The organism is Fodinibius sp. SL11 (genome assembly GCF_052060035.1).
GTDB lineage: Bacteria > Bacteroidota > Rhodothermia > Balneolales > Balneolaceae > Fodinibius.
The window spans coordinates 375,146-398,694 of the sequence record NZ_JBPOEA010000001.1 but is presented as its reverse complement, the minus strand read 5'-3'; the positions used below and the strand labels follow the sequence as shown (position 1 = coordinate 398,694).

Here is a 23,549-nt window from a genome sequence, read left to right as displayed (position 1 = left end):
GCATTAAGAATTAACATTATTGTGATGTTACTACTTAGCTAAGATAAATTTTTTCGTAGATACCTTATTGCCCGCCTGCAAGCGATACAAATATACTCCACTGGCAAGGTTAGATCCATCAAAAGTAACCTGGTAGTTACCGGGTTGTTGCTCATTGTTGACAAGGGTTGCTACTTTCCGTCCCAGAATATTAAATACTTCCAAGGTAACACTGGCCTGCTCAGTAACAGCATATTCAATTTGAGTAGTTGGATTAAATGGATTGGGATAATTTTGCTCCAGCTTGAATTTCTCAGGCATATCATTCTCTGTATCAAGTTCATTGCCAGCAGGTGACAACAGTAGTGAATTTGTTTCCCCATATTTTATATCCACCGACTCATCACCCTGTACAGTATATTCGGTAAGAAGCTCTCCATCCCTAAACTCTTGCACCGTATAGCGTTTATGATCAATAAGGTTTTGGGTATTCAAAGAAATATTCAGCGCTGTATCTTCAGCTCTGTTTAATGAGATTTGCACCTCTTCTTTTTCAGACAGACGCATATCATCATCAAAGCGTGCATCAAAAACATTGCCGGGAGGCAATGGTGGCAACGAATAGTTCCGCTTGTCAATCTGCTCAGGCAGCTCACTGCCAAAATAGAGGGTTCGGCTATTATGACCATCAGATATGGTAACCATTCCAAATTGTTTTTCGACTTCTTCATCTTGCTTTGTTAACTGGTTTCTCTTCGGTGCCGTATTTTGATTTGCAGCCTGTATTTTGGGATGTGTCAATCTCACTGTCCCATCAGCTGAAGCCCGAACCCAATACCCCGTGCCCGGTTGTAGTGTATCCGAAGAAGCATACATTTGATCGAACGCATATACTGTTCTGGACAGAAATATACCATCAGCATCTTGTATCATAGAAACAGGCAACGCTCCGCCCACACCGCTAATAAGATTCCATCCCTGCTGTAAATCTACCGTTAGATCTGCGAAGGGAAGTCCTTGCAGCTCTTGTAGCTCATCGCCAGAAAACTTCACCCAATACCCTTTTCCTGCTTCCATATTAGAAATTTCCGTATACCCACCATTGTATTCAAAAACACCACTGGCAGCTGCATTTTGAAGTTTGGCTTGAATGGAATCCGGATCAGCCTCAACAGTCAAACCGATGAGATTCCAACCCGCATTAAAATTATACCCGGTAACTTGGGGATATAGAGCACTCACTGCCTGAGATACAGGTCCGGTATTATTATTAACGTCACGGGTCTGTACCGCGAAGTTTCGCACCCCATCGAAGGTATCGGGAAGTGTAAAGCTCGTAGCAGTATGTGGTGTGCTACCAACAGCAGAGTTAGCCACCTGACCATTGGCATCTATCTCATGAATCAGATACGAATCTACATCATTATCGTCCGTTGCCGACCAGGACAAGGTCTTGGCAGCCTGTTCAGTGACCGCCACATTGCCAACCTGTCCCGGTGCTATATTATCAAACGCTTTTCCACTATCAACAACCGTTTCCGCTAACACACGTGTCACGTTATCAGTGGTATAATCATACGCTACCACTTTAAAATGATAAGTATGATCTACCGAATTATCATCAGTTGGTTGGGTTTTAGGTACGCGGACATCCACAAACTTAGAACCATCACTATATGGCTTGACTGTGGCCACGCTTGTCCAACTGCTATCAACCTCCATACGACGGACAGACCAACTGTCAAAACCGTAAATATCTTCACTCATCGCGTCCATGAGATAACCGTCAACCGATATTCGTATCCACTCTCCCTGGTCTTCTGGTACATCTTCGACCGAAGCGATATTAATAGGATCGGGTAGCAGATAACAATACACACGACTGGAATTAAAGGCATCGTTATTGTCGAGCAGTTGCGTCATTACGATATCTACCTGGCCATTACCATCGAAATCTCCGTTTGCCGCATGGTAGGGTCCACCCAACCCTGTAGCCTTATTTGCCCCTTTCAATACCATTGTGGGACCAGAACTGCTGGTGTTAAAGGTATATATAGTTGCATGGCTACCTGATGAATTTGAAGAAGTGAACAATAATTCATTTTTACCATCCCGATTAAAATCAGACAGTGATTCCAAGGCACCATTAACCTCAAAATTGGTGTAATAGCTGATGGCAGAATAATTCTGTAGATCAACAACCGGACGATTCAAAAATCGATCAGCCATATTATCAAAATCAGGTCCTCCATTATATATCTGGATCCCTATTGCCTCTCCTGCTTCTTGACTACCGGAAAAATTCATTCCACTAACCGCAATATCAAATTCCGAATCACCATTAAAATCTCCGGATGCCAGTCCCCATCCAAAACTTGAGATGGAGTAATCTGCAGGAGTGAGAATCATATCCGGATTCGTATAGGTGTTTCCGGATCCCCCATAAAAAACCTGTACCTGCCCATATGTTTCGTCAGCATTCATCTTTCCTGCAGCACTTACTGCAAAATCACCCACGCCATCCCCATTGATATCGTCCAGTGAAACCGCTTTTTCACCGGCCCAGATATAGTTTCCATTTCCATCGCCCATCTGTATCGTTATATCGGGCGAAGCTGAAATAGTGCTGCCACCATAAAAGATATAAGCCTCATTAAGGTAGGTAACCGGGCTTGTGGTGCTGTCATGAGCAAAGGATGAGCCCGTTAAAAAGTCGTCCATCCCATCTTCATTTATATCTCCGATATTATGCACTCCATAAATTTCCGGGGAATCAGCACTTTGAAAATCAGAGGCATTTACTGTAAAATCTGCATTAGCATCCATCGATGCCCCACCCCAGAATATTTCAATTCGGGTAGCTGTTTTAGTCAAAAAATCTCGACTCATCACCCCTATATCAGACACATCATCTCCATTAAAATCTCCCTGCATTATAAACGTAGGAGAATAGGTGAGATCCAGCGTCATATCAGGAGTTTGATTGTTACTGTGATATATTTCTACTTTTTGCTGATCCGTTAGGGCCATGGCAAAGTCTTCCGTACCATCCTCATTGATATCCCCGACATTTTTTGTTGATGCTATTCTACTGTAAAAGTTTACTCCAGGATACTGATGAAAAACGGAATTAAAAGCCCCGGATCCACTGCCCTGTAATATTCGGCGCCCCAACATCTGTTCATTACTGACGGCTTCGTTATGAGCCAGAAGAGCATCATCAATACCATCTCCGTTCAAATCGCCAAAACCACTGTATGGGTTATACCCCATTTCCCATTGCCAGTTGGAGCTGTTATTCCCTGTCAGCTGATAATCCAGGGACGGATTGGTAGTTAGGTCGGCCGGGCCGTAAGAAATATATGGCATATAGGAATTGGTTGAGTCACCCTGTATAAAGTCGTGACGCCCGTCATTATTTAAATCTCCGAAAGGAACCAACGAGCCGTTAAAAAATTCGATAGATGCTGTATTATAGCCCGTACCACTTACGGTATCATAAGCCACCACATGTTTGGGACTCTTTCGACCTTCTGAGATATAAATTTCATGATAACCACTGCCATCAATATCGATAAGGTGAAGATGTTGATCGCTGGCCTGAGAGGTAAATGAGGTAAACCCAAACTGCTGCTCTACAGTAATACCTGTTGTGGGATTGGTTTGGGCCGTAGTATCTATCTCGGCAACATGAATCTGTCCATCACCATACGAACCATTCAGCGAAACTATCTCTTTTAGCGTATCTCCGTCTACATCCTCAACAGCCAAGCGACGCGGACCATTGGGAAGTATTGATGTAAAAGTATTAAATGTAATATCACTAAATAATGACGCCCCCCACGTAATAATTACATCCGTTGACGAATCAGGATAATAGGTAAGCACATCTTGGTAACCGTCCCGGTTAAAATCCTGAAATGATATTTGCTTCTGATCACTGCTGAATCCACCAAATAAGGTAGTACCTGTCTGGACAAAACCGTTTGACGACCCCTCGTAGATATATACAGGCTGTCCGGTATTCGACGGATATTGCAAATTAGTTTCGACTGCTACCGCATCGGCATAACCGTCGCCATTCAGATCACCGGCGGGCACAAGTTTTCTGCGAATGATTTGATCGGGCGTTCCGGAGGTATTATCCCCATAAAATACCGCCGTTTTCCATGTTTGGTCATCTAACTCCGAAGTGGTTTCATCGCGTGCAATAGCCGTTACGATATAGTCATCAACTGGATTTCCATTTAAACTATCTCCATTGATATTCCCAACCGGCTGTCCCTGAGAGTAAAGCTCAAAGTTGTGACTGGGATTAGGATTCGGGTTCCGATTCGAGCTCTGATCGTGTTCGAAAACCGTAAAATCACTGTTAAGCGAGTTATAATCTACACCCGAAGTAACCCTACTGCGAACCTTAGCAGAATCCATACTATCTTTATTAGACAACACCCCGCGCTCCCTGAGCTGATCTAACTTTTTCTGGATATGGGGAAGCGTTTTATTAACGTCATCACCCTTCTGCTGCGCATTGGCCGAATATGGACTACCGGCTACAATTGTTAACATTAAGACCGAAATGAAAACTGTGAATACAACCCTTTTATTCTTAAGCAAACTCATACCTGATCTATTATTTCGTGTTAGTTGGCTGAAGAAAGATAGATATTGGCTGCTTATAATTCGCTTAAAGTCGAATGGTGGTTTGATCGCCAACATCTTCTTCCTATACAACAATGTTCAACGAGACAGAACACAACAACACTAAGAAGGGAATCGAATTTAGTACCAGCTATGCTAAATATATAACTACCGCCAACATTTTATTTATCACAAGCAACTCCTACAGCAAACGGTATTACGGCTGCACCTCTTGATACCCAACCTATCCCGAAAGTTAATTTTTATGACGTTGTTAGTATGAGTATATAGCTGTTAAAAGTCAAAAAAGCAGTCAATGCTACTTCAAAATGGCCCTATTCCCTCAACGTTAATATAAGGGCAATGCTATTGCTTAAGAAGATCCTTAATACGTGGTTCCAACTCTTTATTGGTCAGCGCCCCAACCGCAAAATATTCCAGATTCCCTTTTTTATTGATGACGTAGGTCGTCGGAATTCCCATGGTAGGACCGTATTTATCCATAATACTTCCGTCATCGATCACAACCGGGTAAGAAACCTCGTACTTTTCAATAAACGGGCGCACCACCGACTCTCCCTGCTCATCAATGGAAACCCCCAACACCATTAACCCCTGATCCTTATATTTTTCATACAGTTCCTGTAGATCGGGAGTCTCCTCTCGGCACGGTGCACACCAGGTAGCCCAGATATTGAGCAATACCACCTGTCCCTCATAATCCGAGAGTTTAAACGTCTTATCACTTAATAACGTAACTTCAAAATCACGGGCTTTCGCCTCTCGCTGGGCGGGATACAATTGCGCTGATCCGGGATCAAGCTGCTTGAGGGGCTGAGTGGGTCCCTTCTTTTGTGATCCGCTTTCGGAACTACATCCCCAAAACAAAAAGACCAACAATAAAATAAGAAGGCTATAACGGGAACAGGTGTTCATCATCAATCATGCTTCTGTATTTATAATCAATGTTGGGCAAACACTTCGGTAGAACCATCATTCTTAAGCAGGTAAACCTTATAAGGTTCACCAAGCTTTGTATTCATGCCCGGTGAACTGGCCGGCATGCCCGGAACCACCAAACCGCGCGCATCGGGCTTTTCGGCCAGCAAGCGTCCAATATCTTCAGCAGGCACATGCCCTTCTACCACGTAATCGCCCACAACCGCCGTATGACAAGCCCCCATATTCTGGGGAATCCCTTGGTCCGCTTTTACAGCATATAAGTTGTGCGAATTCACTGACTTTACGCTATATCCGCTACCTTGCATATAGGTCGCCCACTTGTCGCAGCACTGACAGCCTTGATTTTTATACATCACTACTTGGGCAGTAGCATTTTCCTGGCGATTGTTATAATTATCAATGATATACCAAATAGCCCCTCCGGCTATGAGGATAATGAGTGCAGCGTAGGTAAAAAATTTTTTGGGCTTCATAAAAGAGTTGCTTGCCGTTTAAGATATGAAAAGTACCTGAGGGGGGACTCGAACCCCCACGACCGCAATGGCCACCGGATTTTGAATCCGGCGCGTCTACCAATTCCGCCACTCAGGCATTTTATTTGAGAAACTGAATATAAGAGATAAGCTGTTATTTCTACAACCGAATTTGCACTTTTTTATGATCTGTTTTGCTTCCTTGGCGGCTGACATTAACGGGAACAAGATGCAGGCCCCAACGAAAGGTATCTAATACTGTTTTTGTAGTTCGAATCTTTAAGGTAAATGTTATTAACAGCTCATCGCGCGGTAATCGTTATTATCTATATCCGTAAATAGTTAAAAACAAACTTTTTTGTTTGCTCAAATTCCAAGGACTGCAGCGAGATAAAGTACAAATATGTAACTCTACAAATTTACTACCCAACGAGACTATTTATATCAGGAAGGTAAAAAGAAATTGGAATGTATCTGGGAAAACAGCGTTAAACTGATATTAATTTAAAGCGCACTTTTTCCAGCCAATTCATTTTCTTTTAGCAGACTTTTAACTACGGACATCAATGACTGGTATTCAAAAGGTTTTTTGATAAAACCATCGGCCCCTATGGCATCTACCTTTTGGCGGATCACAGCATCCGCTTTCGAAGAAACCAAAAAGCATGGAATATTCTGGCCTTCCGAAAAACTCCTGACCTCTTCAATCAGTTCAAAGCCATTCAGTTCCGGCATATGAATATCAGAAATTATTAAGTCTGGCCTCTCGGGGATGATAGCTTGTACCATCTTTTTACCATTTGAAAACGATTTTACATTAAATCCCTCATTCAGCAGCACCTTTTCCAGTAATACAAGCTGTATAGGAGAATCGTCTACAATAAATATCTTAGCGTTTTTCATCTAACACTATTTTAGGATAACAGCGAATACGTAATAGGGTTCGTACGTTCAACTGTGAAATTATTACACGCTAAAGTAAAGTTTTAAATGCTTTCTGTCGCTTAAATTTTATTAATTAAGCATTTTCTAATATCTCCTACCCCACATTTATTAACATTCTACTTAATTCTATAAGTATCTGTTTTTATTTATGTTAGGAACCTTTTAAAGGTACGGTAGTTAAAATTAACGGTCATAATTACATAACCATATTACCCAATTAACTATCGAGGTTTGTATGAAAAAGATATATCTATATATCAAGTATGACATTGTATGTTTATTTACGGTGTTGATGATTATGGCATCTCCTGCGCTTGCTCAGGAAATACCGGTAACCACCACTAACGACGAAGCAAAAGCGCTGTTTGTTGAGGGAAGGACACTTTTTGACAATATCAGGGTTGAAGAAGCTCGCGAGGCTTTTGACAAGGCTTTGCAAGAAGATCCTCAATTTGCTCTTGCCAACGTCTATCGGGCACTGGTAGCATCAACCGATACCGAATTTGAACAACATCTAACAAAAGCGGTTAATAATAAGGATCAAGTTTCGGATGGAGAACGTCTTCTTATTGAGGCAGTCTATGCCAATGCTCAAAATAACCCCATGAAAGCCATCACATTGTTAAAGGAAGCTACTGAACAATATCCCGATGATAAACGCCTGCACCATCAACTGGCCATTTATTATCAGGGCTCAAATATGATCGATGAGGCTGAAAAGCAGTTACAGGCTGCAATTGCTTTAGATAATAAGTTTGCTCCTCCCTATAATAATTTGGGATATCTGTATAAAGATAAGGGCCGCTATACTGAAGCGGAAAACGTTTTTAATACCTATATAAGCTTACTTCCCCAAGAAGCAAATCCCCACGACTCTATAGCCGACTTGTATACGAAGATGGGAGAATACGACTTAGCTATTGAGCACTATAACAGAGCACTGGAGCTAAATCCCAATTTTTACTTCTCACAACAAAAAATTGGTGATAACCTGATCTTTAAGGGATACTACAAAGAAGGACGTGATGCTTATCAAAAAGCTATTGCCATTGCTCCTTCGGCAAGTAATAAAATATTCATGCATCAGGCGATGGCCAATACCTATCTTTATGAGGATAATTATGATCAATCTCTTAAAGAAACAGATAATGCTATAAAGTGGGCGGAACAGGAATCAATCCCTGAAAATGCAGCAACACTTTACCAGATAAAAGCACTCATTAGTCTTGAAAAAGGCGACATCGAAGCAGCGGAAATAAGCATGAACGCTTCTGATAGCATACTGGCGAACAATGAACTGACGGAAAACAGAAAACGCAATTTGGAGCTCCTTTCAATGCGAAATGAAGTCTTAAAAGCTACAAAGCAAGGCGATTTCGAAAAAGCTACTGCAATGGTAGAAAATATCCATAAACGTGCTGAACAATCACAAAATGACAGCGAAATGAAACTGTATCATATGCTCAATGGAATTGTTTTGTATCAACAGAATAACTTTGACATGGCGGTGGAGGAACTCAAAAAGAGTGATCCCCAAAACGTATACGGTCAATTTTACCTGGCAATGAGTTATCAAAAATCAGGGATGAGTGAAGATGCCCAAAAGGTATTTGCAAACATTTCTACGTGGAACGAACATTCCCTTGAATATGCCTTGGTTCGTAATAAGGCACAAGCTATGGCAAAAATGGATATGGCTGTTGAGGAATAACTTTTATAAAAGCAAGGTCATACTGGTTAAATACTTTTCAAGCAAAAAAGACAGGCTATTCCATCTGGGGTAGCCTGTCTTTTTTATAGAGCATTAAAAGCATTTACTAATACATTTATTATTTAAACCACAAGCTCTAAAGAGATAAAATCCATATAACTAATTGTAAAATTAGTGCTTATTTTGCATACTTGCGCAAATGAATATCACTACAATGTGCAATAGCCCCCAAAGTATTTATGGCTCAAAATACAGGAGTACAATCTAAAAAAGTATTGATTGTGGAGGATGACAAAATTCAACAGATCATCCTTGAACGTATTATAAATCAAATGGGTCACACGGTCATTGGTTCCAGTTCCAAAGGTTCCCAAGCTATAGAATCGGCACTCCGTATTGGGGCTGTTGATCTTATTTTAATGGATATCAACCTTGCCGATGACGTTGACGGTATCGAAGCCGCTAAAGAAATCAATAAACACCGCGACGTAAAGCTGATCTATGTAACCTCATCAGACGATCCCAAACATCTGGAACGCGCCAAAGAAACGGATTATGTTGCTTATCTGACAAAACCCATATCAAAAGAGAGCCTGGAAAGCGCCTTTGCTAAATCATTTACTAATTCTTCTTCCTGATCTCCCCTCACTTATTGTGACTATTACAAAATTCTAATTCGAAAAGGCTTTTATTAGCAGTTTTTAATTAGTGGTTCTGCCGTTAATTTAAGAAAATGAATTCAACGCAAAACTAACTATTCATGCTATGAAGGTATCTGAAGCTTTTTTAGTAAACACAAAGAATTTTGAGCCAATCATTGAGACGTTGGTTAATTACGATGCCGATGAGATTGTAGTTAACAGTGATCTTTTAGAACGTCTTTCGTATTCTGATCCCAATGATCTGTTGGTCGTGCGAATTTTGAAAGATTTTTCCATCCTCGATAACGAAGGTAAGCCCGATAAGTATTTTGAGGAATTCCAAAATCCCGACACTACTAAAAAAGCATTAGCAAAAGGACTTGTAACTGCTTATGAGGGTATTTTTGATCAGCATCCCGATATTCACCAGCGAAAAGCTGAAAAGATAAAGGAGGTCTTTGCAGAACATTTTAAAGACAAAAAAACAGATCTGATCATCAAATATATTTCGAAAACATTTCAAGAGATTGTTTCTCATGTCGGTGTATCTACTGTTGATGCTGTATTAAACAGCGAAACTGATGAAGAAAAAAATGCAGCATCAGTTGCGGCTGTTGAAACTTCTAAAAAAAACGGTACCAGCAATGGAAAGGATACCGGTAATACACTAACCAATGATGATAACGACCAACAACAGGTTCAACGAGAGGAAATAAGTGATAATAATCTTGACGATTTTTTAAACAGTTTCGAAGCAACAGGTTCTAAAAATACCTCTCCTGATATTCCTGATAACCAATCGCAGGATTCTCCCGTTAATAGTAACCGACATGAGGATTCGTCCATCCAGGAGTTTATGAAAAATATGGAGGAATCTACCGAGCAGTCCGCAGCTTCAAAAGAGGAAACCGATAAAAATTCCGAACCGGTAGAACCATTTGACGAAGTAGAACAAAAAGGTTCAAAAGAAGCGGGCCACAAAAATGATGTGGAAGATAAAAGTAATATTGATTTTAAAATAGACGAGCAATCAGATCAAGGAACAGAATCCCCCTCTTCTAAACCACCCAAAGAGAATGAAAACGCTGATATCGATCCCATTGACCTGGAACTGCCAATGTCACAGGCCACGCAATCAAATAATATTATGCAAAAAGTAACTAAAGAACATCAATTCGTACAAAAGGCGTTGCTGCGCAAATCTGATCTACTTTATAAAATGAAACGGTGGGAAGAGCTTATTCCTACCCTCGAAGAAATTATTGATCGTTACGACAACCAAAATGGCATTAATTTAAAAGAGGCGGCAGAACGTTCAGTTATCCGTCGGGCTATTGCCCTTTTAAAGCTCGGCAAACAGGATGAAGCGCTCCCTGCCTTAGACTCAGTTATAAATCGTTTTAAAGATTCGAACAATACCGAGTTCTATGAACAAGCATCACGAGCTATGATCTTCAAGGTTAATATTCTGGAAAAAACTGATGCCACTTCTGATGAACTGCTCCCGCTTTACAATAGCATCATCAACAGGCTGGGTGCTAATTCTGAACTCCTGATGAAAGAAAAACTCGATGAAATCCATTGTAAGCGATTTGATTTAATTGCTAAGGAGAATGATTCGTCTATGCTGTTGGATGCCAGCACGAAGCTCATCAACAGGTTCAAAGACTCCGGCAGTCACCAGGAGTATCTGCAAAAAGCGATGATGGTTCGGGCTGAAACGCTTGATGAAATGGGAGAAGATGAGGCTGCTTTACAAGCCTATGATGAGTTTCTAAATCGATTTGGAAACTAAATCTACAAGAAAGTCCAACTTTATAATTTGAAAGGCGATGTATTCCAATACATCGCCTTTTTTTATTAGCATTCATTTTGGATATCCTTCTCTTCCAGATTTTAGTAGGTTCTTACCATACACAATCCTGAGAATCATAACAGGAATAATTTTGTAATGAACATTGATAAATTAAGAGACGACACACCGGGGACTCAAAATGTTATCCACTTTAATAATGCCGGTGCATCACTGATGCCAACAGTGGTCTCCGAAAGCGTTGTCAATTACCTGAACGAGGAATCTCTGTATGGAGGATACGAAACGGCCCATAAAAACAGGGAAGCTATTGAGCAGACTTATCATATTATCTCAGAATTTATAAATGCTCAACCCAATGAAATTGCACTTCTTGAAAATGCTACCGCGGCATGGAATATGGCATTCTATTCAATTGATTTTAAGGATGGCGATCGTATTCTAACCTCAAAAGCTGAATATGCCAGCAACTTTATTTCCTATTTGCGACTTAAGGAATATGTGGATGTCCAAATTGAGATTATTCCAAACGACCAGCATGGGCAAGCGTCTGTGGAATCACTCAAAAAGATGATGGACAAAAGCGTTAAATTGATCAACGTTACTCATATTCCCACTAACAGTGGACTTGTTAACCCGGTCGAAGGCATTGGTAAAGTCGCCCAAAATTACGACTGTTTTTATTTGGTTGATGCCTGTCAGTCCGTAGGTCAATATCCCGTTAACGTCCAAAAGATTGGCTGTGATATGCTTTCAGCTACAGGGAGGAAGTACTTGCGGGGACCACGAGGCACTGGATTTCTATATGTCAAAAGAGATAATATAGATACTCTCCTCCCTCCGTTTATTGATCTACATGCTGCCGAGTGGAAATCAGAGACAGCGTATAAAATCCGCAGCGATGCCCGAAGATTTGAAAACTGGGAAATGAACTATGCTGGAATTATGGGCTTACAAAAGGCTGTGGAATATGCCAGCGATATTGGGATCAAGCAAATCTGGAAACGCATCACCAAACTGGCAGAAAACCTGCGCTGGGAACTCATGGAACTGCCCGGCATAACCGTCCATAATATTGGAGAAATCAAAGGAGGTATTGTTACTTTTACAGCTGATTCAAAATCAACCGAAGAAATAAAAAGCCGTCTCTTCAACAAAGGAATCAACGTCAGCACCTCATCCAAAAGCAGTACGTTATTAGATATGCAGGAAAGAAATCTTGATAATCTCGTGAGAGCCTCTGTCCACTATTACAACACCGAAGCAGAAATTGAACAGTTTATAAATGCGGTTAATAATGTGATAAGTCGGTAAATCCTATTCTGATTCAACTACAGGAAGCAGTTCATCCTTGTACTGTAGTTCATAGAGCTTGCGATAAATGCCCTTTTCCTTTTCCACAAGCTGCTTGTGAGTACCCCGCTCCCGGATCTCCCCTTTGTGCATGACCAATATTTTATCGGCGCCCTGTATCGTTGATAAGCGGTGAGCAATTACAATTGATGTTCGGCCCTCCATGAGCTTTTTAAACGCTTTATTAACCGTTTCTTCGGTCTCAGAATCTACGCTGGATGTAGCCTCATCAAGAATTAAGATGTTAGGATCATAAACCATTGCACGGATAAAACAGATGAGCTGCCGCTGACCCATCGAGATTGATTGTCCTCGCTCACTGAGCTCATAACCATATCCATTGGGTAGCTTATTAATAAAGGTATCAGCCCCAATTTCGCGAGCCGTGTCAATGACCTCTTCTTCAGATATATCGGGATTCCCCAAGGTGATATTTTCCATAATACTACCGGAAAAAAGCGCATTATCCTGCAATACCAACGCAAAGTTAGAACGCAATTCTTGAAGTTTCAGATCTCTTATATCCTTTCCATCAATTTTTATCGATCCTTCATTGATATCATAATAACGAAGCAACAAATTGATAATAGTTGATTTTCCTGCACCGGTAGCCCCTACAAAGGCAATTGTCTTCCCCGGCTGTGCCTTAAAAGAAACATCTTTTAAGACCGTTTCTTCCTTATTATAACCGAACCAAACATGATCAAACTCAATTTCTCCGTTAACCTCTTCTATATATTCAGGGTTTTCTGGATCAGCAATCTCGTTTTCAGTATCCAATACATTGAAAATTCGTTCCGATGATGCAAGAGCCGATTGCAGAGTATTAAACTTCTCAGAAAGCCCCTGAATTGGTCGAAAGAAATCTCGTACATACTGAACAAAGGCCAACAAAATCCCAAAGGTTACCTGTCCCATTAATGCACGTCCGCCTCCATACCAAATAACCAAAGCCATAGCCAAACTGGCAATAATCTCCACCAGCGGCCAAAAGATGGCGAAATAAAAAATGGTTTCAATATAGGCATCACGATGGCCGGCGTTGATATCTTTAAACTTTTCCCGTTCTCGCTCTTCCTTATTGAAAAGCTGGACGACAGCCATCCCATTAATATGCTCCTGCACAAATGAATTGAGATGGGCTATTTGGTCACGAACTTTAAGAAATGACGTCCGCACCTTTGCTTTAAAAACAAAGGTTGCATAAAACAAGATGGGCAATACTGAAATTGCGACCAGCGATAGCTCCCAGCTCATACTAAACATAAAGTACAATATGAAGAAGATACGGAACATATCCCCGATAATATTGACCACCCCATCACTTAAAAGATCACTCAATGCTTCAATATCGCTGGTCGTCCTGGTAATTAAGCGACCGATGGGATTTTTATCAAAAAACTGTACATGCAACGACTGTATTTTTTGGAACACTGCGTTACGTAAATTGAACAGGGTTCCCTGTCCAAACCAGCGGGTTAAATATGTATTCGCTACAAGCAATAAAAACTCACTGACCAAGGCCCCAATAAGCAGTAAGATAATCCAAAGGAGACCGTCGAAATCTTTATTACGGATATACTCATCCACGGCTATTTGGGTAAGCTTGGGACGTACCGTACCCATGAAGGCCGCACTTAGGGTAAGTGCAATGCCCAGTAATACATACCATCGATATGGCTTTATAAATTGATAAAGCCGCCGAAGTAGATCCGAATCGACGGCTTTATCAGTTGTTGAGTTGCTCACACTATAGGTAATTTAGAAACGGTCGAAATCATCAAATGGGGTGCGTGGGGTAATCTGCTTGGGTTGGCGTTGATCACTGCTGCTACCACCATTGTTATTATTGTTTTTGTTATCTTTTTTGCTGTCTCTTTTACTTCTTCGCTTTCTGGTTCTACCGGAATCACTGCTATTGCTGCTTTTGCTGTACTTTTTTCGAGATTTTTTACCTTTTCCCGAATAGTTCTTCCGTTTACGAAAACGCTTCTTCGTTTTCCGGCCTCGTTTCTTTTTACCCGACGATGAGGAACCACCGTCATTGTTGTTATTATTGTTATTGCCATTGTCTTTATTTTGGTTGATCTCCTTGAGATAAACCTTTGGCTGAATAATTCCCTTTTCATGAGCCGGATCGGTAAAGATCGGTCGCAATTCGGTTGCCACCCACGTTGGGAAGAAATCATCGCGGGCTTCGCGAAGCAATACATATTCATTGGTATATCGTGCCGAGAAATGCGTAATCACTAACAGCTTTGTTTTAGCTTCATTAGCTACACGTGCCGCATCTTTGGCTGTAGAATGTCCCGTTTCTTCAGCTTTCTCAGAAAGGCTTTCACTAAATGTAGCTTCATGGAAAAGTACATTTGTGTGCATAGCCAGTTTAACAGAATTAGGGCAATATTTCGTATCCGTAATATAGGCAAAACTATCTCCGGGACGCGGATGTCCAACAATATCTGCTGATTTTACAACCGTACCGTCATCAAGTTCAACATCATTACCCGCCTTCAATTCTTTGTATTGCCAGTCTTCGCTAATTCCTTGCTCCTGGGCTTTTTCAGCATCAACTTTTCCGGGTTTATCCTTCTCCTGGAAACGAAATCCCATGCAAAACTTCGTATGATTCAACGGACGTGCTTCAACGTAAAATTCATCCTCATCAACAACACGTTCCTCTTCAAAACCCTCTTCAACTTCTACAAAGTTAAGAGGATATTTGATATCAATATTCGCAAAGTTAAAATTCCATTCTACAAAATCTTTAATCCCCTTCGGACCAACGATGGTTAATTCTCTTTCTCTGCGCTGAAGCTGCAAAGTCGAGAGTAACCCAATGAGTCCTGAATAGTGATCTGTATCAAAATGTGAAATAAAGATACAATCGATTTGTGAACGTTTTAATCCTCCCTGCAGCATCCTCATTTGTGCGTTTTCTCCACAGTCAAATAAGTAGACACTGCCTTCTCTCCACACAGCTACTGATGAAAGGTGACGTGTAGCCGTTGGTGTAGCAGAACCGACACCTAATGGTACAATAATCATTGTGATACCTCTTTTTATTTTTAGATTAGATTGCGATCAAACAATCAATCTTTATTCGTTATTGATTCTATTTACTTTTCTTTCGCTAAATTTCAGCCAACTCTTGTTCGATGAGTTGCTTGTTATACATCACTGAATAACGACCTTCTTTTTCAAGTAACTCTTCGTGAGTTCCCTGTTCTACAACGGTGCCATCTTCCAGATAATATATGATATCTGCATCTTTTATTGTTGAGATGCGATGGCTGATCATTAAGGTTGTCCTTCCTTTAAGTTCTTTTCTGAGATGTTGCAGAATTGCCTCTTCAGTCTTAGTATCTACTGCACTTAACGAATCATCGAGTATTATAATTTTAGGATCTCGAATCAAAGCCCTTGCAATGGCAGTCCTCTGTTTTTGTCCGCCCGACAAGGTTATGCCTCGTTCGCCTAATATGGTCTCAAATTTTTTATCAAATTCCAAAATATTGTCACGTACCTGGGCTTTTTCAGCGGCCTCTTCAATATCTTGTTGCGAAGCATCATGCGTTCCAAATGCGATGTTTTCACCGATAGTATCAGAAAATAGAAACGTATCCTGAGGTACAAGTCCAATACTTTCTCTAAGTAGTTGCAACGGAATAGATTCGATATTTTTACCATCAATCAAAATATCTCCTTTGGTTACATCGAACAAGCGTGGTACTAATTCAATCAACGTTGTTTTTCCACTTCCCGTTCGCCCGACAATAGCTGCATTTTGCCCGGCTTCCACTTTAAGATTTACATCTTTTAATGCATACTCTTCGGCCCCGGGGTACTTAAAAAATACATCCTTAAATTCTATTGCTCCTTTTATCTGGTCAATTTCCTGATCGGTATGTGCTTTGTCCTCAATGTTAATCTCCTCGGTTAACACTTGGTCAATTCGTTTCCACGATGCCATGGATTGTTGAAAACGATTTACCGTATATCCCAGTGAAGCTACCGGCCATGTCAGGTATGCCACATACACAATAAACTCCAGGATGTTCCCAACGGTAAGCTGTCCTTCTATGACAAGCTGGCCCGCCTTCCAAACGACAATAACTACTGATAACCCAATCAATAAATTTAATGTGGGATGAAAGAGCGATTCAACCAAGTCGAGACGCAATTTCTTCTTTCTATATGATTCGCTTTCATTTTCAAAGCGCTGCATTTCATAATCTTCCCGGTTGTAGGCTTTAATAAGACGGATACTTGAAAACGATTCTTTGGCCCGTCCCGCAATGGTCGAATACTGCTCTTGAATAATCCGCGAATAATCATTGATATAACCGCTTACCCAATAGGCGAATGCGGAAAGGAATGGTAGCGGCAGCAGTGCCCACAATGTCAACTCCGGACTCACAATAATCATCATCGTGATAATAAACCCCATGCGCGTTAAGGTATTGATAGTATACATATAGGCAGGACCAAAATATTCACGCACTTTAGATACATCCTCTGTTGCACGAACATAGACTTCCCCGGAATCATAGTTACTGTAAAAACGCTGGGGTAACTTCAACAGTTTGTCAAAAATATCGTTACGCAGATCAAATTCAATCTTCCGAGAAGCTACAATTAAGGTTTGACGGGTGGCAAACAGCAGAAATCCTGAAAGCAAAACAGCGCCTACAAGTAAAAGCGCATTTTTAGCCAGTACCCAGCTTGCAGTACTATCAAAAAGCACCTCAATAATTGTATCAAAAGAGTCAGGTGATTCTTCGATATTGATACTGGAAACTTCGTCCACAGTCCGACGCAGATATACAGGGATCCAAATCAAAAAGAAATTTGAAGCGGTCAAAAAAAGAGAACCAAGAATGATGGTTCCCTTATATTTTTTGAAATATTGATTGAGCTTTTGTAGCGACCCCACGGGGACCTTCCTGTTTTCTATCTGACTCTCTCAGATTATTATGCAATAATTATTAAACCGTAACTTCGGTATATTTCTTTTTCCAATATTCTGACAAGTTATACCCTGATACAAAGGCGTTTTCCAGAGAAAAACCACCTAAGTAGTCTCCTATTAACGCAAGTGGAGCATCATCGAGTTCCAACTCCATAAAATATTCATTAATGGGGTTTTTGGCTTTAAAGTACTTCCAGTTTTGTAGATAGGTTGATTTAGAATGGTGAACCCACGATCCGACGATATCAGAAGCTTCCTCAAAAATCAGCTCTTTAATCTCATCATCGCTTTTGTGTGCGTGCTCACGATAAAATGCTGGTGTGGATTGTATGACAAGTGCTGCTTGATCAGCATTTAACTTCGACGATTCATTGCTAATCCATTTGATAGCACTGTTTTCGCATTCAATACCTTTCCAATCCGGCAACTCCTGTTTATTATAGGTTGCAGCCAGTGAGAAACAACCATCATATCGGACTTCATCAATATGTCGGATTATGCGGCGGGATTCTGTTTTGTTCTGCACTGTTTGCAATAGGCCGTAAGCATCTACAGCAGAAGTGGCAATAATAACAGCATCACATTCAAAAACACTGATATCAGTAAGATTGATCATCCAGGATCGCTTTTTACTACGATCAGGCCCAATATACGTCAATCCACCAGCCTTTTCCTCCGATTTAATATCCACCCACCGGCTCATACTTTCTGCTAAAGACTGTAGTCCATTTGTACCTGTATAATATTGGTGGGAATCAGAATTGGGACCAACATCTAAAAGTTTTGTCCCATCGTAATAATTAAATTCTTTCGCCCATTTCTGTACCGCTCCCTCCTCTTCCTGCTTTTTTACAAAGGAACCAAAGGTATTAGTGTTGACATCAAAATGCGTGAGCCCAACATCCAAATTCAGATCATCCAACTTCACTGTTTTGAGGCGACCGCCAAGGGAACGACTTTTTTCAATAATTGTAACATCATGCCCGGCCTCAGCCAGCCGCTTGCCGGCAATTAATCCCGAAATACTTGCGCCAATAATTCCAATAACCATTTATGAGGTACTCTTTTTTACTGTTTTATTTTTCAGCACTGTAAAATCCGAAATATTACGCCAAAATTCTAAGTTAATTAGCGATAAATTTAGAAGATACGAACCCTTGGAGAAACAGCCTTTTTATCTAAAAGAGCAGGCCAATAAGCAACGATGCCACTGGCTTTCGGTCGTCCCCCTGCAAAACCTGTAACACCACTGGGTCCTGTTAGAATGAGTGGAGCCACTTCTTTGCCAAAACGATTTAAATCGTCTTTACTGTTCCCGGACAGAGAAACGCGCATCTGCACTTCCTCATGTTCTTCTCCCAAAAGCTCGTCAGTTATTGGTCGTTCACTGCATCCATTTACACCCACATACTCTACCCTGAAATCCTCATATTCGAGGCCCAGTGCGTCAGCACGATCCTGTAATATCTCACCAGCTTTTTGGGCTTTTTTCAACGCCTGCGGCCAAGAATACACCAGCGTTGATGACAACTTGTAACCGTCGTTATAGCTGGCAGAAATTTTATACGTATCAGTCTCAGGTCGACCTTTGATCCCGGACACCTTCACTCGATTCGGTCCGGCCTCTTCAAGGTTCACAGATGTAAAGTCAGCAATACAATCAGGGGTAATATATTCGGTAGGATCTCCAATTTCGTAAAGCAACTGCTCTTTTACCGTTTGCTCACTAATCAAGCCCCCGGTATATTCATGTTTGGTCACATAAAAACTACCATCAGGATTCGCTTCAATAATTGGGAATCCAATATCCAAAAAGTCATCCACCTTCTGCCAATCGGTAAAATTACCCCCCGAAACCTGGGCTCCACATTCGATAATATGGCCGGCAATCGTTCCTGCAGACATTTTATCGTAATCATCAAACGACCAGTCAAACTCATGAATCATTGGTGCCAACGTTAAACCAGTGTCAGTCACACGTCCGGTTACTACAATATCAGCGCCTTTATTCAGTGCTTCCACGATGGGACGCGATCCAAAATAGACATTGGCACTGAGCAGCTCATCCTTAACCGATGTAATGGGTTCACCGGTTTCCATATTGTTCAGGGGATGGTCATCGGCAATCAATGTATCAAGATCACCTAAAATATTATCACCATCAACCACTGCTACTTTGATATCCTCATAACCCTGGTCCTCAATGGCTTCCAGAATTTGTTCTTTACAGGCTTCAGGATTTACACCACCGGCATTTGAGATTACTTTAATGCCGCGCTCGGCAATATCGGGAAGAATTTCAGTTACAACTCCCACAAAATCCCGGGCATAACCATAGTCAGGATTACGCAACTTCTGTTTCTGCATAATAGACATCGTCACCTCGGCCAGATAATCCATTACCAGATAATCAATAGGTCCTTTACGTACCTGATTTATGGGTGCATTCGGCAGATCTCCCCAAAACCCTTGTCCTGATGCAATCCTGATAGAATCTTTCACGGTTGGTATATTTTTTAATTAGCTTTGTATCTGATGCGAAGATAAGATTTGCGCTAACACTATAAAAATAATTTACTCACTTCTACATCCTCGTTTAGTTGATTCAACCAGTCTAACGGAGTAGAATATATATGATCAAATAAGATCATCTCTAAAATTGAATCCAGTCGGCATCCTCAAGCCATTGTATAAGCGCAGGCAAAAAGGTAAGTGCAGCCACAAGGGTCATTCCAATTCCAATAACGGCCATAGTACCAAGCGATTGCAGGCCGGGATGATTGGTAAAAAGTAGGCCCGAAAATCCAAGCATAGTTGTTAGGGATCCAATAGTTACGTGCTGACCAGTGCTCGACAGGACATCCCACATACTGTTCTTCCCCTCTTCGCGATATCGACTGGCCAAATGAACGCCATTATCCTCTCCTATTCCCAGGATAGCTGGCAAGACCACCAAATTATAGAAGTTAAACATCATGCCTGTAAACATCATAATAGCAAACAGCAACAGTAATCCAACTAACAGTGGAAGCATCGCAATAATAGCCCATCTAAAAGATCGGAAAGCAACAAACATTAAAATAAAAACCATCAGCAAGGTGGCCCCGACCATATAGGGACTCTCTTTGCGCATCAACTCGAGCATCTCGGCCGCTATAATTGACGTACTGGCGGCGTAAAACACTTCACCGCTATCAAGTTCTACTTTCCCCACATCATTTTTAAAAGCTATGGATTGTTCTCCATCAGATAACCCCACGCTGGGGTATACCATCACAAAATTACCAACATCTCCATCTTGTGTAACAAATTGACTTTTAAAATAATCCGGCACCTGATTGATATTTAGCTGTTCTGTGGTCTGTGCAGCCTTTCGAAGTTTATTAAGCTGCTCATCTTCCTGATCAACTAAAAATGGATCTTTCAGTAATTCTCGAACTTCGGCGATTTCTTGGAGCTTGGCGTTAGCGGCTGCATCAGAAGGCGGAAAACGCTCTGGCAGTGCCTCTACATCCAAAATTGTAGGACTGGTGGTATCAGTCTGCATTCTGTGGCGCAGCTTTTTTAATATCTCAATAACCTGGTCTTGGTTATCAGCTAATATATATGCAGGGTTTCGTTTATTAGATCTGGAAACCTGGTTCTCCAATTCATTAAACTTAACATACTCTGGAAATTCCGGCTCCAGATCACCAAAATCATACTGAAACTGCAAGTGCTGAGAATTGAATACTACAGCAACCGAAATTAGCAATCCCATGACTACAATAGAACGTGCAAACGGAAAGCGATGCATCAGGCTTTTTGAACGATCTTTGGGGGCTTCGCTCGCATTAAACAAAATCCAATTCAAACGTTCAAAAACCACCAGTAATGACGGAATGATAAATAGCATACACAACAGCGCCAGAATAATTCCTGAACCCGCAATAAATCCAAATTCAGAAAATCCTCTAAACTGCGCCAGCACCAGTACATAGAGAGAAAAAGCCGTAGTTAATCCACTTACCAAAATAGCCGAACCCGTATTTTCGTATGTCTCAATAAGCGAATCCATGATGGGTTTTCCGCCAGCACGGAACTCAATATATCGTGCATAATAATGGATGCCATAGTCAATCCCCATCCCAAAGAGGATCACAAACAGCACTGAGGTCATAGTATTGAGTGTTCCGAGTACAAAGTACGTGATACCGAAGGTCCAGGTAAGACTAATAACAAGGGGGATGCCAATTACCAAAATTGGCACCGGCAATCGCAACAGGTGTTCCCAAAAGGTATGCTCCCTGCCCTCTTTGCTCCCGCGCTGGTAGTTAAGATACTTTTTAAAAGAGAAGTAAAACATCACTAACAGCAAGACGCTTGAAATACCCGAGGCAAAACTACTGAAAACATCACCCATGATGGAATCTATTTCTGACAGATGCCTTTTTAAGCGTCCACCATACTCTACCTGCATTTCGGCATTATAGGATTGGGGATTCATTTCGGTAAGCAGCGAGTCGTATGACGAAAACATCCGCCGTAGGTAACTTAAATCGCTCTTTGAACCGGTGGGATATAATTTAAAAACCGCAATAGTGCTATCGGCACTGATGGGATATTCTAACGGGATCAACGCCTCGTAGCTCTCCTCAAACCTCCCCATTTCTGTGGAGTCCTCTTCTTCGTCATCAAAATCTACCAAAAAAGGGTTAGCATCTTCTTTGGCTTTTTGGATCTCATCCTTCAAATATGATTTAATATCAGCCAACTCATCAGAGGTGGCAAAATAGAGGGCATTATTTTCTAAAAAGTCGGTTTCTTTGCGAAACTCAGACCGCTTAAAGAAATAGCGGTTAGACTCATCATCGTACAATTTGAGGCTTTCCCGGATCAGATCATTTATTAAGCGCTTATTATCTTCAAAATTGGGCGATTTTACAGCCACCTCCATCGCGGTTTCTCCACCTACGGTCTCTTGCAGTTCATCCAGTGCCAGAACATGCGGATTTTGTTCAGGTAGCAAGTTGGCCAAATCGGTGTCAATCTTTAACTGCAGTGCATAACCACCCAACAGTATTGCAGATAGTATGGATACTCCCAATACCCAAAATGGATGCGAGGCGTTAAATTTTATGAGGGGACGAAAGAAATGGAGAATCTTTTCCATTAAAATAAAATCATTAAATTTTTATAAACCGTGAAGTTAATCATTTTATAAAAATATCTGCAATGAATAGCTATTTACTTCGCCGGTTTCAGAATTATATCATCATAGTCAGCCTTTACATAGCTATCAGTACTGTTACCATCGCTTAAAATAAGGATAGCTAATGGATTTTGGGGCGGATCATCGCCAAACATACGTCGATAATCTTCCACCAAATTTCGCTCAAAAGTAACCCATTTCCCAGTATCTTGTACACCAGATTTAACAACAATAATTTGTTGATTGCCAAAAAGTTTTGAACCGGTCTCTCCTTCTGGTAAAGTTGAGCTCCAAGTATATCGAATTGATTTAGGAACTTTTTTCACTAATGCTACGCGGCCCATATCAAAAACCACATAAACACTTGCCACCGAATCGTTGTGGTCACTCGATTTTTCATTCCCATCTTTCGGCAGCCGATGCGCCCGCACTTTCCATGATAAAATAGGCGTATCATAGATATTTATATCGTAAATATTATTTTGATCCTTATCGATCAACGGAAATCCCATGTGTTTTGCACGGGTACCTTCATAACGTAGAAACTTGTTGCCGTCTTCTTTTTTTACCTTGTATTTGTAAGTCTTCTGTTCCTCAATGGTATGCTCATATAGGGGTTTATTTCCATCACGGTCATACCAGTCACCCGGTAAATCTCCCACCCAATCATCTTCAAAATCTTCCAGCAGAATAGAACCGTCTTCGAATTTTTTTATTTCGGATTGACCGAAACTCGATGAATAGGTTGCGGTAATACAAAGAAATACTAATAAAATTCTCGCGAAAATAGTTTTCACAATAAAAAATCGCTTGTTAATAATTAAAAGTAATAACCGTCTGTTGATATTAATAAACTCTTAGAACGTA

The 23,549-nt window shown here is 41.0% G+C and carries 15 protein-coding genes and 1 tRNA gene; 4 read left to right on the top strand and 12 right to left on the bottom strand.

Features of this window, described 5'->3' with window-relative positions:
• Positions 1-30: 30 nt before the first annotated feature.
• The 5 genes from ACQ76V_RS01585 to ACQ76V_RS01565 all read right to left on the bottom strand — a co-directional run bounded on the left by ACQ76V_RS01585 (position 31) and on the right by ACQ76V_RS01565 (position 6,959).
• The gene (locus tag ACQ76V_RS01585) at positions 31-4,548 is read right to left on the bottom strand and encodes an FG-GAP-like repeat-containing protein (RefSeq protein WP_440998709.1); all 4,518 of its coding nucleotides are present in this window, start codon (positions 4,546-4,548) and stop codon (positions 31-33) included.
• A 438-nt stretch (positions 4,549-4,986) separates the two neighbouring features.
• Positions 4,987-5,559: a TlpA disulfide reductase family protein gene (locus tag ACQ76V_RS01580; protein ID WP_440998708.1), complete on the bottom strand. Its 573-nt coding sequence runs from the start codon at positions 5,557-5,559 to the stop codon at positions 4,987-4,989.
• 23 nt (positions 5,560-5,582) lie between these two features.
• Positions 5,583-6,056, bottom strand: a complete 474-nt coding sequence (locus tag ACQ76V_RS01575) for a DUF411 domain-containing protein (RefSeq protein WP_440998707.1) — start codon at positions 6,054-6,056, stop codon at positions 5,583-5,585.
• Positions 6,057-6,089: 33 nt separating this feature from the next.
• Positions 6,090-6,174, bottom strand: a tRNA-Leu gene (locus ACQ76V_RS01570).
• A gap of 386 nt (positions 6,175-6,560) precedes the next feature.
• On the bottom strand, positions 6,561-6,959 hold the full coding sequence (locus tag ACQ76V_RS01565) for a response regulator (protein ID WP_440998706.1): 399 nt from the start codon (positions 6,957-6,959) through the stop codon (positions 6,561-6,563).
• A 277-nt stretch (positions 6,960-7,236) separates the two neighbouring features.
• Here ACQ76V_RS01565 and ACQ76V_RS01560 point away from each other — a divergent pair, with 277 nt between their 5' ends.
• The 4 genes from ACQ76V_RS01560 to ACQ76V_RS01545 all read left to right on the top strand — a co-directional run bounded on the left by ACQ76V_RS01560 (position 7,237) and on the right by ACQ76V_RS01545 (position 12,480).
• A complete protein-coding gene (locus ACQ76V_RS01560; protein ID WP_440998705.1) occupies positions 7,237-8,712 on the top strand; it encodes a tetratricopeptide repeat protein in 1,476 nt (491 codons plus the stop codon).
• 239 nt (positions 8,713-8,951) lie between these two features.
• Positions 8,952-9,350, top strand: coding sequence for a response regulator (locus ACQ76V_RS01555; RefSeq protein WP_440998704.1), 399 nt, complete (start codon positions 8,952-8,954; stop codon positions 9,348-9,350).
• Between the two features lie 127 nt (positions 9,351-9,477).
• Positions 9,478-11,148 carry a DUF5343 domain-containing protein gene (locus tag ACQ76V_RS01550; protein WP_440998703.1) on the top strand — a complete coding sequence of 557 codons (1,671 nt, stop codon included), beginning with the start codon at positions 9,478-9,480 and terminating at the stop codon, positions 11,146-11,148.
• 156 nt (positions 11,149-11,304) lie between these two features.
• Positions 11,305-12,480, top strand: a complete 1,176-nt coding sequence (locus tag ACQ76V_RS01545) for an aminotransferase class V-fold PLP-dependent enzyme (protein ID WP_440998702.1) — start codon at positions 11,305-11,307, stop codon at positions 12,478-12,480.
• A 3-nt stretch (positions 12,481-12,483) separates the two neighbouring features.
• Here ACQ76V_RS01545 and ACQ76V_RS01540 read toward each other — a convergent pair whose 3' ends face one another.
• From ACQ76V_RS01540 to ACQ76V_RS01510, 7 genes are all read right to left on the bottom strand, one after another.
• Entirely contained in the window at positions 12,484-14,268 is a 1,785-nt protein-coding gene (locus ACQ76V_RS01540) for an ABC transporter ATP-binding protein (RefSeq protein ID WP_440998701.1), read from the bottom strand.
• Positions 14,269-14,280: 12 nt separating this feature from the next.
• Positions 14,281-15,567 (bottom strand): ribonuclease Z, encoded by a 1,287-nt coding sequence (gene rnz, locus ACQ76V_RS01535; protein WP_440998700.1) that lies wholly within the window; start codon positions 15,565-15,567, stop codon positions 14,281-14,283.
• Positions 15,568-15,652: 85 nt separating this feature from the next.
• Positions 15,653-17,455 (bottom strand): ABC transporter ATP-binding protein, encoded by a 1,803-nt coding sequence (locus ACQ76V_RS01530; RefSeq protein WP_440998699.1) that lies wholly within the window; start codon positions 17,453-17,455, stop codon positions 15,653-15,655.
• Between the two features lie 52 nt (positions 17,456-17,507).
• Positions 17,508-18,542 (bottom strand): NAD(P)/FAD-dependent oxidoreductase, encoded by a 1,035-nt coding sequence (locus ACQ76V_RS01525; RefSeq protein ID WP_440998698.1) that lies wholly within the window; start codon positions 18,540-18,542, stop codon positions 17,508-17,510.
• Positions 18,543-18,631: 89 nt separating this feature from the next.
• Positions 18,632-19,993, bottom strand: coding sequence for an acyclic terpene utilization AtuA family protein (locus ACQ76V_RS01520; RefSeq protein ID WP_440998697.1), 1,362 nt, complete (start codon positions 19,991-19,993; stop codon positions 18,632-18,634).
• Positions 19,994-20,144: 151 nt separating this feature from the next.
• A complete protein-coding gene (locus ACQ76V_RS01515) occupies positions 20,145-22,643 on the bottom strand; it encodes an efflux RND transporter permease subunit (protein WP_440998696.1) in 2,499 nt (832 codons plus the stop codon).
• Between the two features lie 74 nt (positions 22,644-22,717).
• Positions 22,718-23,479 carry a DUF3047 domain-containing protein gene (locus ACQ76V_RS01510; protein ID WP_440998695.1) on the bottom strand — a complete coding sequence of 254 codons (762 nt, stop codon included), beginning with the start codon at positions 23,477-23,479 and terminating at the stop codon, positions 22,718-22,720.
• Positions 23,480-23,549 lie beyond the last annotated feature (70 nt).